Below are 14531 nucleotides of genomic sequence, written 5' to 3'. Positions count from 1 at the left end.
GGGCGGGTTACTCCCGGTTTCACAATCCGATGGTATGAGTGCGATCGATCTGGAAATTTTGGGAGTCATGGGAACTTGAGGCGATCGAGGTCGGTGGAACAAATTCAATTTCGATCGCTTCAAGTTAAGAAAGGATAAAGGTTTCAGGGGTTGAGAGATCGCACTGCAGTAGCATCGCGGCACCAAATGAAGTTAGACTCTCCCTGAGACTTTTTCATCATCTTTACTACACCGGAATTTCCAGATGCCTCAACATCTGTATCATTTGCTGGCTTTTGTTGCTTCTTCCCTGGTTGTACTGGGGTCTACTCCGATCGTGAGGGCGATCGGTCTGAAAACGGGATTCGTCGATCGCCCGGGCGGACGCAAAGTTCACGACACTCCGATGGTTCGCCTGGGCGGAGTGTCGATTTTTTTAGGCACGTTAGTCGCTCTACTTCTGGTTTGGTGGACCGGTGGATTTCTCGATGGGAACGGTCAATTGCTCGGCCCGGAAGATGAATACGAGATGTGGGGCGTCACCATCGGCGGTTTGCTCTTTTTCCTGATTGGTTTGGCTGACGATTTGTTCAGTCTGCGGGCTTCATCGCGGCTGCTTCTCCAAGTCTTTGTCGCCGCACTGGCTTGGTGGATGGGTGGCGTGCAAATCGAATTTCTCTCGATTCCCTTTTTCGGTTTGACGGAAATTGGTCCCCTCAGCCTGCCGATTACCGTGATTTGGCTGGTGGGAATGGCGAATGCGATTAACTGGATTGACGGGTTGGACGGACTCGCTGCTGGGGTGTCGGGAATTGCCGCTACGGTGATGTTGGTGGTGTGTTTGTTTATGAACCAACCGGCAGCCGCATTGATTGCTGCAGCACTCGCGGGTGGTGCCCTGGGTTTCTTGCGCTATAACTTCAACCCCGCTCAGATTTTTATGGGAGATGGGGGTGCGTATTTTATGGGCTTTACCCTGGCTGGGGTTGGGGTTGTGGGTTTGGTCAAAAGTACGGCGGTAACGGCAGTGTTGCTGCCGTATTTGATTTTAGCGGTTCCAATTTTGGATATGTCGGCCGTGATTCTCGATCGACTTCGCAGCGGACTGTCTCCCTTTGCGGCGGATAAACGCCACCTCCACCACCGACTACTCAATGCCGGACTCTCCCATCGATTGGCGGTGCTGTTTATCTACGCCCTGACCCTGTGGGTGGGCAGTTTGGCAATGGCCTTTGCCGGTCTTCCCAGCGGGTTTATCTACGCGATGGCAGCCACCTCTCTTCTGGGATATACCAGTTGGAAGGTCTGGAAACACGCGCGGTAGTGCTACACCGCGAATTCAAGCGGGACTGGGCGGATTCGAACCGCCGACCTAGCGCTTAGGAGGCGCTTGCTCTATCCATCTGAGCCACAGCCCCAGGTAATGTAATATCGATAATAGCAGGTCGTCTGGCTCGCTCAACACTCGATCGCGCATCTTAACTATTGTGACGCCAGGTTTCATCCCAAGGTCCGCCACCAATTTCTAAGCCGCACATCGTACTGGTTGCCTCGATAATCGTTTCCCAACCTCGAGAGGACTTTTCTTTTAATTGCAACTCGAGTTGACCGTGCATCGTATCTCGACAGGCAAATATTAGCCCATCGTGGGTGGGGGCACGTAGGGGCGTACCCGGTCGATCGGTCGTTCCGGTCAATTCCACAGTAAAGCGATCGTTCGAGGCTTTCATCTGCCAAAATCCCCAGGGTTCGATCGTCCACTCCACCCGAGAATTCCAGGGGACGAACTCGTAAAACTTACCCCGGTAGTGAAGTCCCAGCATCGCCACGGATTCCATCCAAGTCAGGACTTCTCGCTTGCCGCCGCCAGCGGTTAGGGCTAAATCCGATTCTCCCTCAAAAGCGTTGCAGTTGAGCCAAAACCATTTTTGGGGGAAAGAACGTCCCCAATTCTTCTCCCCGTATGCCGGGGCTTTGGTCAATTCGTAGCGGCGATCGCCCCATTCGATCCAACCGGTGGCCAGACCGTGGGCCATCAAAATCTGCCATCCGGGTTCGAAGATCGGCAGAAATGACAGCCAACCCGCTGTCGACTGCTGGATACCATCGGCATCTCCCCAACCGTATACCGGTTGAATCTCGTACTGCCACCGACAGCGCGCGCCGGTTTCCGGGTCTTCGAGGTTGCCTTGATGCCAGGTTGCCGTTCCTTGGTACCCTTCTCGAACCTGGCGATCGAAAACCGATGCGTTCAAGAAGGTAGGGGAACTCGATAAGTTCGTCGTGCCCCAATGTCCTAAAGCGAGGCGATCGGGGTCGGCCCAAAACTGCTTCACATCCTCGAAGGTGCGGTACAAATACTCATCATCGGGTCCGAGTACCTGCGCTCCCCCCAAACTGTACGGACTCCCCCCGGCGGGGTCTTCGATAGAGTACATAAACGCAAAGGTCTGACGTTCTTCAGGCAGAGTCACCCGATAGTACCAGCCTTCAAAAAAACGCGGGCTAAAACCATCCCAGTGATAGCCGCTGTGGGGGGTTTGTTGGCGATCGAGTCCGGATTCGGACCAGAAGGGTTTTGGGAGGTCGGCAAACATCGTTTGGCAAAAATGGCGATAAAAAGAGGCAAGCCCTCTACAGACTTGCCTTCTATATTATCCGTTCTCAAAAGAGCGCGGGATTACCGTGGAATTTCCGAGGAAATTCCTTAACCGCCATAAGGTGCGACCGGTACGAAGCTGGGAACGACCACTTCGTCATTTTGCTTGGTCTGCTTGTTATAGAGACGTTCGGTGTTAGGGAAGTTCGCAGCCGGTAGCGTCGGGAAGCGTCGGTAGGGAACCGTATCTTCACCAAAGTTTTCTGCATATTCGGGGGTGCTGAGCATGGCATTGATAAATGCCCGCAGACCCTGAGTGGCAAGAATTTGGTTGTACTTGCGCAGTTCGGCTTGATCGCGAGTGGCACGACCGAGGAAGTGCTTGGTCCCTAACTCGATCACCTTGGTATTAGGATGGGGGGTATAGAACTCGCGGATGTAGAGTTCCGAACCGCCTAAACCTTCCATAAACTCCTTGACGGAAATCTCGCCGTTCCCCAAGCGACTTTCGAGAGAGGTAAACTCGGGCTTGGTGACGTAGGGATCGATATCCCGCTCGAAGACCTGACGGTAAGCGGCTTTGATAATCGTCTTGAGTGCCACCTTGTCCGTGGTATTGGTGAGCTTGAAGATCTTCGATTGCTCGCGACGCTTGCTGACCCCTTGCTTGACCCGGAATGCCATATCCGGTTCCGTGGACATCGCCTGGGCCGGTGCGCCCAACTCGACGAATCGAGGGGTGACTTCCGGACGCACGAACATTCCCGTGCTTTCCATGTTGCTCGGCTTCCGGTAGCGCATGGCTTGACCTGCTGGGGTGAGATAGCGCTCGTAGGGAATCGTATCTTCTCCAAAGGCTTCGCCGTACTCGGAAGTATCCAGAATCGCATCGACTAAGGCGTAGAAGCCTTTCTTGGCGCAGATATCGTAGTAGGCGTTCATTTCCGAGCGACCGTAGGTGGGACGACCCAGCAAGCGCCGATGGATGTATTCCACCGCCTTGCAGACGTACAAGTTATCCCAGTACAGCTTGCGGAAGGTTGGCGATTTGGCCAGAATTCGGACGAATTCCTTCATCGTAATCTCGCCGTTTTCCAGGCGGTTCTCCGCGCTCTCCAAACGTTGGTAGGCATAGACATCGCGACCGAAAACCTGGCGGTAGGCGGCGCGAATCAGCGTTTGGGTGTTGGCTTCCGAGAACTGAGTGCCCGTGTTTTGGTCGAGTTTGAAGACTTTGGGTCCCATGGTGGGAGCTTTACCCCGCGCGGCGGGATTGCTCAGTTGGTTCTCGATACCGGCTCCCTGACGGATGAGAACCCGACGGGTATCCTTGGCAAACGGTGCGGGAGCGGTTTTGGGATCGCGAGTTTCTTTGGGGAAGATCGCGCCGAACTGAATTTCGAGGGGATCGTTGCCGGTTCCGTAGACGTGGCGATCGGGTAAAGGCTGCTGATAGGCTGCGTACAGCGTAATCAGTTGCGGCACTTTGCGGAAAGGCGCGCTGAAGTTGAACAGGTCGAACTGAGGTCCCCAGTTGCGGCATTCTTGGGCTTCTTGACCGAATCCGCGCAGGTAGGGAACCGTCTCTTCACCGAAGTAGTCGGAATATTCCTGAGAATCGACGAGGGCATCGACCAGAGCCGGCAGACCGCCTTCAGATACGATCGAGAAATAGTTCTGTACTTCTTCGCGAGAACTGGGAGCGCGACCGAGGATGTGCCGGAAAGCCAACTCCAGAGCGCGGCTGTTGATAAACGGCTCGAAGAACTGCTTGCGGTACAAGGGGGTCTTGCACAGGCGGCGGATGAACTCCTTCATGGAGATTTCACCGTTTTTGACCTGGGATTCCAGATAAGAGACGCTCAAGCCGTAGGCACGGGTGATATCGCGCTCGAAAACTTGGCGATAGGCCGCTTTGACGATATCTTGCTTTTCCGTGCTCGACAGACCCGGCTTCATGGCGTACTTCACCCGCGCTTCGGAAGCGTTGAAGTAAATTTGGGGCAGTTCTAAACCTTGCAGGTCGCTACTGGGACGCTGCCGCAGCTTGTTGGAGGGGGTTGCCGCTTTAAATTCCGACAGGACGACATCGAAATATTGGGTGACAATTTCTTTGGCTTCTTCATCGCCGAAATAGCCGATGGAAGCTTGGCGCATGGCTTGCAGGGCAACGATGGTAGCCGCAGAAGAACAAGCGTTCTCGATAATTTCCCGCAATCCCCGCACGTTCACGGCGATAATATTGGGGTCGCCGGCAACGATGGCGTAGGTGACGTAGCGCAAGAACCAGCTCAAGTCCCGCAGCGACTTGGCCATGTTGCTCGGGCCGTAGCGGGTGACGTCGATCGGTCGAAACCCTGCCGGAATCGTGCCGCTACCAGGGGTGAGGAAGAGCTGCCGCAGACCGCCGAAGATACCGCCGCCGCCGCCGCCACCGCCGCCACTGCTACTTTCCGCGTAGGTAACGGTTCCCAAAGACATGCCTTTTTGGGTGTCCATGTTTTCGCCGGCCATGGTTTTCACCGGTTCTGCCGCTGCCGGACGTTCTAAAAATGCCATCGGAGAGCCACCGGTGAAAATTCGGTTGGCGGCTCTCGAGACGATCGTTTCTGAATTCTGAGTCAGAATCTGCGCGATCTCGGTGCGCTTGGTTCCAGAATTGAAAAAGGTTTGTAACTCGCTCAGTTCGGCTCTGCCGAGGAAGCGATCTTGCTGTTCGGCTTGAGAGATGGTTGAAACGGGAACGGTTCTATATATCTGTTGGCGAACCTGAGTAGTTCCACCACTGGCCTTAACACTCATTATGATTATTTTAGAAAAACGACAGGGATTGGAAGGGGCATGAGACAAGGACTAGACGGTGCTTGCCCAATACCCATCCTATTATTTTTAGGATTCAAACTTTCGGTCTTAAGGGATATCCAACGGTTAAGAAATGTATCAACGGAGTGGCTTCGATCTCCAATTCAGTTGGTTCTATTTCACGCAGACATGATACGAGATTTCGGGACGCTTTCTGAGAAAACGCAAAGTTTTGTTACGTTTTACGCCTTCAGATGGGGCGATCGAGGGGAGAGGGTAGAGCGATCGTTTTCCTGGAATCTCATGCTCATCTTCAGGAAGGATCGCCCTAGGTTGAGTTAGCCAGAATTTCGCCGCTTTTACTATTCCTGTATTAATGTCAAGTATTTGTATTTATTTTTTACAAATTAATGAGACCGCTCCTCTCAACCCGGAAATGTCTCAAGACTCGCTAGGATTAAGAATACTTGTTATCATTCGGGATTAAAAAATTTCGGGAGAATCTTTCATGGATCTGGTATCCCTTCAGAACGGACTCGACAATATTTCCTTCGTCATTCTGTTCGTCACGATGTTGGTGTATTGGGTGGGGGCAGCCTTTCCTGGCATCAGCTACCTCGCAGGGTTGGGAACTGCGGGAATGGCCGCCGGCAATCTTTGTATTGCAGCACTGTTAGGGGCACGGTGGATCGAGGCGGGTTACTTCCCCATCAGTAACTTATACGAATCCCTCTTCTTCCTCACCTGGGGATTGACGGCCGTGCACCTAATTGCCGAAGGGATGAGTCGATCGCGATTGGTGGGAACCGTGACAGCCCCCGTTGCCATGAGCATTACCGCCTTTGCCGCCCTCACCTTACCGGCGGATATGCGCGTATCCGAACCCCTCGTTCCCGCCCTCAAATCGAACTGGCTGATGATGCACGTCAGCGTGATGATGATTAGCTACGCGACGCTGATGGTGGGTTCGCTGCTGGCGATCGCTTTTTTGGTGGTGACGCGGGGGAAAAATATCGAACTGCGGGGGAGTTCTGTGGGCACTGGCAGTTTTCGCGATACTAAAGCCTACCAACTGCAACGGGCTGGAGAACCCATCCCGAGTGCTGATGGTTCCGATGCGATCGCATCGGGCAGTGGCGGTACAGCCGTTCTCGATCGCATTTCCACCTCAGCGGTGACTGAAACCTTATCCCCCCAGCGCCTGAGCTTAGCCGATACCTTGGATAACATCAGCTATCGCATCATCGGACTGGGCTTTCCCCTGCTGACGATTGGGATTATCGCTGGGGCCGTTTGGGCGAACGAAGCCTGGGGAACCTACTGGAGTTGGGACCCGAAAGAAACCTGGGCGCTCATTACCTGGTTGGTGTTTGCCGCTTACCTCCACGCTCGCATCACGCGCGGTTGGCAGGGTCGTCGTCCGGCTATTTTGGCCTCGACTGGATTTGCGGTGGTTTGGGTTTGCTATTTAGGAGTCAACTTACTCGGTAAAGGATTGCACTCCTACGGTTGGTTCTTTTAGGTTGAACCGGAGCATGGAATGTAGAATTCGTGCACTGTTCGGGTAATCTTTATCGTAGCTCGTCCATTTCTTTGCACTTTCTTTGACCAATCGCACAGAAACTCTCGAACACTAGAAATAGGCATGCTAGACTCTCCCCCCGTAGCTCTGCTGTGTGCAACGGGGGTTTTTTTATGGGAATTTTTAGGGAGTAGGGAATGGGGAACGGGGAACGGGGAATAGAATTCGGAATTAAGAGAACGTCAGTTCGGGATAATACAGTTACCGGCGAGGGTGGGGTGTGGGGTGTGGGGAATAGAAATGCATCATCATCGATTCTGGTGAATCCGAATTTGAGTATTCCATCGAACAGTTTCATCTCAAGGATCTCAAATCGCTCTTTTCCATTCACCTCCCATCGGGGAATTTCAGTCCCACTGGGCATTATCGCTACTCTGCTTAACCCGCGCTTCACGTTAAGAGAATGGGGAATGGTGAATGGGTATTGGTTAAATGCGCGTAGGAAGAATGAGGAATGGAAAAAACTGACGCACGCGCGATCGGGTAAATAAACTAGCGCGAAGCATTATATGTCTTTATTGAAATGAGGACTCCGAGCGTGACGAGTGTATTTCTCCCGTTTCCCCCCAGACTCTCCCCATCACGTACTGACCGTTGTGCTGGCAATTCCCGACCACTGGACGTTTTTCTCAGCGGTACGTCGGTAGGAAAAAAAGTATTCCGGCATTTGGTAGGTACAGTGGGGGGCGATCGCCACTTGTTCGGGATGCAAGCCAAGTCGATGGAGTTGCACGGCGATCGCCCGTCGGATATCCAACCGGATGCGCCCGGGGTCTGGGTCGGGCTCGACCACGCCATCAGGTAATCGATCGAGCTGTTCGGTTAAGGGTTTCCCATCCAAAACCCCCTCATCCACCACCGTCGCCACCACCTTTTCGGCAACCTCCAAAGACACTTGATACACGTCACCGGAAATGGCCGGTCCCATCGCAACGCGCAAATCTGCCAGTTGAGACCCCTGTTCGAGCAAGCGCGCGATCGCCTCACCGACGATACCCGCAGCGGTTCCCCGCCAGCCGGAATGGATGGCAGCCACTTGTCCGGTGCGCGCATCTCCGATCAAAACCGGCGTACAATCGGCAGTACACACCCAAACGGATAGATCGACTCCTTCGCTGATGATGCCATCGGCCGGCTGTAGTTTTGGCTCCGCTAGAGCCAGGGAACTGGGCGGTAGCGGCGAGATCTCCCTAGTGGAAACGACAACTTTACCGTGAACTTGTTTGGTGCGATAAACCGGGGTTTTAGGACGCAGCACCTTAACCAAGTCCACCAGATTTTGCGACGCGAATTGTTGGGTAAAAAAACCATGAGGCCACGGGTCGAGCAAGCTGCAGGTTAGGTAGGGTCGTTCTTCCCAAGTTTGCCAGTGCCAGTTGTGCATTCTTTCGGTCATCACAAGTACAAACTCATGGTAGCTTAGACCTTTAGCGCCGATCTGATTCCTTGAAACTCTTCTGGCCAGAACGACTCGACGCAGCCTTGCAGGTGGCGCGATCGAACCTTCCATCCAACCCCCATCTCCATCGATTCTGCATCCGTTACTTCGATTGCCTTCCGTCGACGAACTCAACCCTGTGGGAACTTGCAGAAGGGGGTGCGCCACCGGGAACCGTTGTTATCGCCACCGAACAATCTGCCGGACGGGGACAATGGGGGCGACAGTGGCAATCGAATCGGGGCGGACTCTACCTCTCGACCGACTGGCAACCCCACGCCCCGGCGACCCAAACCCATCTTCTAACGTTATGTAGCGGCTGGGGTATCGCGATTGCCCTGCGAGAACGCGGCGTTCCCGTGCAGCTCAAATGGCCCAATGACTTAATACTCAACCATCGCAAACTCGGCGGCATTCTTACAGAAACCCGCATTCGCAGGAGCAAAATCGATCGCGCCGTGGTGGGTGTGGGGATTAACTGGGAAAATCCCGTGCCAGAAACGGGGGTGAGTTTGCGCTCGTTCTGGCAATCCTCCGAGACCCAGAAAACATACCCAAATTTGACAGGAGATCTTCCATCCCTGGAAATGCTGGCCGCGATCGTTCTCGAAGGATTGGCAAGGGGCTGGCACTACTGGCAGCAGGAGGGCGTAGAGTCGTTGGTGAGGGCTTACGAAACCCTACTGGTGAATATCGGTCAGTCGGTGAAGATCGAGGGGCAATCCGGCACGGTGGTGGGGGTAGATGGTGATGGGAATCTGCGGGTTCGCCTCACGGCTAAAACTGGGGAAATTCTTTCGGAAATTTATCGAACGCCCGGTTCTATAAGCCTCGGGTATGGAGAGAATTATTAGAGATTTTAGCTAAATTTTCGTGCCAGGGATACTCGCAGCGATCGGTCAACTGGATTGACCTTCCTCCCCTGCCCCCTGTGCCCCCTTTCACGCAGTATCCGTGTTCTAACTGGTGAGTGAGATCGATGCAAAAAACAAGATTGCTTTAACATCCTGGGCAATTGCGTGAAGATCCATTAACATGAACAATGTTTTTATGACGTCGTTTGGGTTACGTGAATCTCGATCGCGTCGCTGGATCTACCTCTTATCGTTCACCTCTGTAGTCAATTATGCAAAGACGTTCGACCAATTCCGATTCGGGTCAAGCCCCTCTGGTAGTCCGCAGCGCGATTTCGATCGGGAGTCTGGGAATCTCCCTCGGGGGAATGATGTTCGCCCCACCCCAAACGACTCGCGCTCAAGTCGATCCCTCAATTGCCAAAACCAAGGTCAATCTTCAGGCCGTTCCCGTCGAATCTGTCTTTGAAGCGCCGATCGAGCCGAGCTACACGATTAAAGAGCCGATCGTCGAGTCCCAAACCTGGGAACCAGAATATATCGAACCTGAGTACGTCGAACCAGAATATACGGAACCCGCATATATCGAACCCGAGTACGTCGAAGAGGCGATCGAGCAACCAGAATTCGTACCAGCAGAGACCCAGGAACCGATCGAGGGCAGCCACAGCTATATCGATACCACCGATTACAGCCTCGGTGCGACGACCGCCTACGACGAACCCCCAGCAGTTGTCTTATCCGAACGTTCCACGGGCTGCGAAGCCACCGTCGCCGCAGGAGAAGGGGTTCCCGGTAGCGTCTGCGCTCGAGTCTCCCCCACGGCAACCAAGCCGACGGCTGCTACCGCAGCTGAGCCCTATCCAGGACAACCCGTCGCCGTCCCTAATGTCTCCGTACCGGCACTCGAAGTCCGGCCCCCCTATGTCGCTGCCGCGCCGGTGGGAGTCGAGTCTGTCGAGTATTCGGTGGCTGCCGTTCCCGATTACTATCCCGTGGCAGAGGTTCCCGCCCTCGATCTCAACGGAATTGTTCTGGGGGCGGCAGGATTTATTCCCAAACCTGGTGAAGACTCAGCGCAAATCTATAACTCCTACTACAACGTTGCCGCCCAAGCTTTGCGCGATCGCAGCGTCCGCCCGCAAGATTTAATCGCTCGGGTCAGTTCTCGTCTGGTCTTTCCGTTAAGCATTCCCGCCCCCATCACCTCTGCCTTTGGCTTGCGAGTTCACCCGGTTTTGGGAACGGCACAGATGCATACGGGAACCGATATCGGTGCCCCCATGGGAACCCCAGTGGTCGCAGCTCTGGCCGGTCGCGTAGCCATTTCCGACTTCTTGGGGGGCTACGGCTTAACAGTCGTTCTCGAACACGAGAAGGGAACTCAAGAAACCCTCTACGGTCACCTATCGGAAGTGTTCGTCAAAGCGGGCGATACGGTTAAAAAAGGCGACCCCATCGGTCGCGTTGGCAGCACTGGATTGTCAACCGGACCGCACCTCCACTTTGAAGTGCGCAAACTCACCAAAGAAGGTTGGGTCAATCTCGATCCGGGTCGGCAACTCGAATACGGTCTGGCTCAACTGGTGCGGAACTTGCGCACGATCGAGAACGCACCGGCAACTCCACCGACGGTTCTCGATACCCAAACCGCCGAAAGCGAAGTGTTGGATGAGATCTCCCAGGGACCCACCTCTTCCGAAGTGGTTGCGGATACGCCATCATCCTAGCCTCAGACCCAACATTGCCAGGGATTGGGACTCGCCGGACCTGTATAGAAGTTGCCATTGTCGTTAAGACACAACTGTTCTCATTATCTTAACGGCTCTGGCGGTTGCTCTAACTTCAAGTCTGAATCCCTTGATGGCTGTGGAAAATCGACCCAGAGATGAAAGAATGGTGCTGGGTTTGAAAATCCAACACCCCGTCCAGAGCGAACTTCGTCCGATCTCAAACTGAGGGTCCATATAAAAAACGCCTTCAGCTTTCTGATGGCGTTATCTCAATAGGGTGCATCTATTTCGTTTATCATAACCCAAAATGAGGGGCTAAACCCCTCACCTTGCTAGATAATACAAAGACTTCACGATCGCTTCACGATTCCGACCATCGCACTTTCCCGAGATGGGACCCAATGCGGCAGGCTAAACACATCCGAACTCAGGACGCTAGACTCAAACATCCAGGGTCGTGCTGGGAACTGCACATCCTCGGCGGCCAGAACCCGGCACGCAAGTGGCATCGCTACTGCCTCGATTTTGAGACATCAACGGGTTGCCATCGACTTCAACGGACGAACGAGCTGTCTGAGTCAGTTGAGGGGCAGACGCGCCGAGCGTTCCACCGGTCAACATGGAAGACAGTAGTAAAAGCAGCCAGAGGGTTCGGTTAGTATTCATACGCGATATGGTGATTCATTAAGTCTTTGAAAGCTTATAATTCCTAATACGCTGCTTCTGAGTCACTGTCGGGATAGTTTTTTCAATTTTTGGAACCCTTGAGGGTGATATTTGGGGGTCTATTCGATCCAAAAAGTGCACAATACATCGATCGAGGTTCCTAAAAAGTTAAATTTTATACTTTCTATGCCCCGTTTCCCATGACTGAAAATCTGTAAAGATACCAGCTCGCGATAAAAACATGACTCAATTAGAGGTTCGTGAAGGAGGCTGTCACTGCGGTGCAGTCAGATTTCGAGTTTCGATCGAAAAATACAAAGCGGTGCAGTGTAACTGTTCGATCTGTACCCAAAAAGGTTTTTTGCATCTCATCGTCCCACCAGAACGTTTTACCTTGCTAAAGGGAGCGCATGTGCTGACAACCTATACGTTTAATACGAACACGGCAAAACACACCTTTTGTTCAATTTGCGGCATCCACCCGTTTTATCGTCCCCGTTCTCATCCCAACGATTACGATGTGAATGTGAATTGTTTGGATGGTGACGTTCGTTCTCGGTTCGAGATCGTTCCCTTCAATGGTGCGAACTGGGAGGAAAATGTTGCTAATCTGCGATCGGATTTGAGCAGCTAAATGGAACTGTGCCATTGTAGTACTCTGTCAACTTTGAAATGAGAAATAAGTTTAGGCGGGGGGACTCGGAGATGGGGAGACGGGGAGACAATCTATTCCTCAAAACTAAATTGACAGAGTAGTAGGGAAGACAGAACGTAACACTGACTCTTTCCCAGTTCTCAGATGTGGGTGGGTTATCGCCCGTTCGATCCAGTGCCTTGTTGCATTTTCTGTCGGCGTTCGCTTGCTTTTCCCAAAACCCCCACTGCGAGTACCCCCAGAATTGATACCGGTTCGGGAACGGATGTCGGTTCGTGCAGAGCGTTCAAAGCTGCCGTCGCGATAATTTCGTGGGTGGCAGTGGTGGGATGAATGGCATCCCAGAAGAAGTGCTCGTCGGGATTATTGCACACCACTAAGGGCACGACACTGACCAAGCAAGACTCGGTAACATTGCTAAAACCGAATGAAGCTGGGTTGGTCACCACGTCATTAAAGATCGAATTCACGTCTAAGAGCGTCAGCTCGACTTCCGAACCGAGGGGTGGGTCTAAATTGTTGACAGTATCGAGCAAACTGGCATTGTGGGCTTGGGTCAGGGCGTTCAATCCGGCAGAGCCGACCGGATCGCCGTTCGTTAAGGGCAGCAAACCCAGAGAAGGTAGGTTAGCCACGAGAATATTTTGTGCGCCCACTCCAGCCAGGGTGGAAATCGCCATTTCTAAGTTACTCACCGGACCGCTGGCATCGGTGACGTTATTAAAAAGGTAATCGTTCGCCCCCGCCCAAATTGTATACAGCGCATCGGGGTCGGCACTGCTCCCAGTGGCTTGCAAACCCGCAATAAAACCGTTCACTTGTCCTAAAACCCCAGGAACGGGTACTTGAACTGGGGGATCGCTCACCATAAACAGGGCTTCTACAGCCGTAGTCGCACCACCAGTGGCGAAATTAGTGCTTGGGTTGGGGGTTAATCCCAAATCCGATGCGAGCAATTCAACCCAAATTGGACCGTTGGAAAAACGCCCGTTAAAGTAGGGCGGACTGGGGGGAATAAGCCCACCGGTGCCGGTAAAGGCATTACCCGTATCCGACAAACTATCACCAAACACGTAAATCTCGCTAAAGAGGTCGGCCGCCGTTGCCACGGAGGGATAGGCAAAGGCGGACAAGACAACGCTTGCCGTCAGCAGATAATTTTTCATCATCGACTCCTGAGTTGTTTGAAGTTGAAAACATCTATACTTACAAATTTCTAAGTGTAAATACGTAAGTATATTTGTACGTGTTTTTTTTTAGAATTACAAGAGTTCGAGGAAAATCTGAGTATAAATTTACACGATCTTTAAAAAACAAGATCGGCTAAGTAATGCGCTCGCTGTGGGAGTGCGTGAGGTCAATTCAATCGTCACGTTTTCTCAATTCATTAGAATTTGAGTCGTCAGTACTCAGCCATCAGAATTCAGCTTTCAGTAATCGAGGGCGAGAGCTGTATCGCTTCGGTATTTTGGCAACAAGCAATGACGATCGAAAACATCGAGGAATACTGCAAGATGATTCGTTTTTTCGGGTGAACTGATGGTCGCTCGCTAATATCTGAATCCTGACGTTGAGTCAATCAAAAAAAATACGATCGATCTAGTGAAATGGCGACGAATCCGATCGACCTTAATCTGATGACTTGGAAATTTTAAAATGAAGGCAGCATTCCAGAAAAAATTCTCAAAAAATTGAGATGTATCGAGAGATTTTTAATTAAAACGATCGCTCTCGTCAAATCGAAATTACGATATCTGTTTTTTTGTATGGGAGATCGAGATCGTGTTACGATTACTGCAAAATATAAACTTTTATATCTATTTAAAGTATTCAGGGTGCTTTCCCCATGAACGATTCCACCTCGATCGATCGCATTAGCGTTGAAGAACTCGCCGTTCGGCTGGCATCGGAACCGAACCCCTCGCGACAGCTCATCGACGTGCGCGAACCTCACGAAGTCGAAATCGCGGCTCTGGAGGGATTTGAGAATTTGCCCCTAAGCGAAGCCGAGCGATGGGCCCCCACTATTGGCGAGCGCTTCGATCCCAACGCCGAAACCCTCGTTCTGTGCCATCACGGAATGCGATCGGCTCAAATGTGTCACTGGCTGGCGAGTCAGGGGTTCACCAACGTCTACAACATTGAAGGGGGTATCGATGCCTATTCGATCGTTGTCGATCGTTCGGTACCGCGTTATTAATGTGCCCAGAGGGGAAAGGGAGC

The 14531-nt window shown here is 52.6% G+C and carries 11 protein-coding genes and 1 tRNA gene; 6 read left to right on the top strand and 6 right to left on the bottom strand.

What is annotated here, in order from left to right; translation table 11 throughout:
• Positions 1-244 precede the first annotated feature (244 nt).
• Positions 245-1303, top strand: coding sequence for a glycosyltransferase family 4 protein (locus AC2215_RS03890; RefSeq protein WP_486808639.1), 1059 nt, complete (start codon positions 245-247; stop codon positions 1301-1303).
• Positions 1304-1323: 20 nt separating this feature from the next.
• On the opposite strand, the gene AC2215_RS03885 is transcribed toward AC2215_RS03890, so the two are convergent.
• The 3 genes from AC2215_RS03885 to AC2215_RS03875 all read right to left on the bottom strand — a co-directional run bounded on the left by AC2215_RS03885 (position 1324) and on the right by AC2215_RS03875 (position 5380).
• Positions 1324-1397: transfer RNA gene (locus AC2215_RS03885), tRNA-Arg, on the bottom strand.
• A 60-nt stretch (positions 1398-1457) separates the two neighbouring features.
• Complete coding sequence (locus AC2215_RS03880; RefSeq protein ID WP_486808638.1) at positions 1458-2576, bottom strand: tocopherol cyclase family protein; 1119 nt, start codon at positions 2574-2576, stop codon at positions 1458-1460.
• 110 nt (positions 2577-2686) lie between these two features.
• On the bottom strand, positions 2687-5380 hold the full coding sequence (locus tag AC2215_RS03875; RefSeq protein ID WP_486808637.1) for a phycobilisome rod-core linker polypeptide: 2694 nt from the start codon (positions 5378-5380) through the stop codon (positions 2687-2689).
• Between the two features lie 508 nt (positions 5381-5888).
• On the opposite strand from AC2215_RS03875, the gene ccsB reads away from it, so the two are divergent.
• Entirely contained in the window at positions 5889-6902 is a 1014-nt protein-coding gene (ccsB, locus tag AC2215_RS03870; protein WP_486808636.1) for a c-type cytochrome biogenesis protein CcsB, read from the top strand.
• Positions 6903-7542: 640 nt separating this feature from the next.
• Here the strand turns inward: ccsB and pgeF are convergent.
• Positions 7543-8358: a peptidoglycan editing factor PgeF gene (gene pgeF, locus AC2215_RS03865; RefSeq protein WP_486808665.1), complete on the bottom strand. Its 816-nt coding sequence runs from the start codon at positions 8356-8358 to the stop codon at positions 7543-7545.
• Positions 8359-8408: 50 nt separating this feature from the next.
• Between pgeF and AC2215_RS03860 the strand changes: the two genes are divergently transcribed.
• Positions 8409-9254: a biotin--[acetyl-CoA-carboxylase] ligase gene (locus AC2215_RS03860; protein WP_486808635.1), complete on the top strand. Its 846-nt coding sequence runs from the start codon at positions 8409-8411 to the stop codon at positions 9252-9254.
• A 272-nt stretch (positions 9255-9526) separates the two neighbouring features.
• Complete coding sequence (locus AC2215_RS03855; protein ID WP_486808634.1) at positions 9527-10984, top strand: M23 family metallopeptidase; 1458 nt, start codon at positions 9527-9529, stop codon at positions 10982-10984.
• 444 nt (positions 10985-11428) lie between these two features.
• On the opposite strand, the gene AC2215_RS03850 is transcribed toward AC2215_RS03855, so the two are convergent.
• Entirely contained in the window at positions 11429-11653 is a 225-nt protein-coding gene (locus tag AC2215_RS03850; RefSeq protein ID WP_486808633.1) for a hypothetical protein, read from the bottom strand.
• A gap of 241 nt (positions 11654-11894) precedes the next feature.
• Here AC2215_RS03850 and AC2215_RS03845 point away from each other — a divergent pair, with 241 nt between their 5' ends.
• Positions 11895-12287 (top strand): GFA family protein, encoded by a 393-nt coding sequence (locus tag AC2215_RS03845; protein ID WP_486808632.1) that lies wholly within the window; start codon positions 11895-11897, stop codon positions 12285-12287.
• 176 nt (positions 12288-12463) lie between these two features.
• Here AC2215_RS03845 and AC2215_RS03840 read toward each other — a convergent pair whose 3' ends face one another.
• Complete coding sequence (locus tag AC2215_RS03840; protein ID WP_486808631.1) at positions 12464-13477, bottom strand: SGNH/GDSL hydrolase family protein; 1014 nt, start codon at positions 13475-13477, stop codon at positions 12464-12466.
• A gap of 677 nt (positions 13478-14154) precedes the next feature.
• On the opposite strand from AC2215_RS03840, the gene AC2215_RS03835 reads away from it, so the two are divergent.
• Entirely contained in the window at positions 14155-14508 is a 354-nt protein-coding gene (locus AC2215_RS03835; protein WP_486808630.1) for a rhodanese-like domain-containing protein, read from the top strand.
• The last annotated feature ends 23 nt before the right edge of the window (positions 14509-14531 follow it).

Source organism: Zarconia sp., from assembly GCF_057467645.1.
The sequence above is the reverse complement of the archived record's forward strand: the minus strand, read 5'-3'. Positions and strand labels throughout refer to the sequence as shown.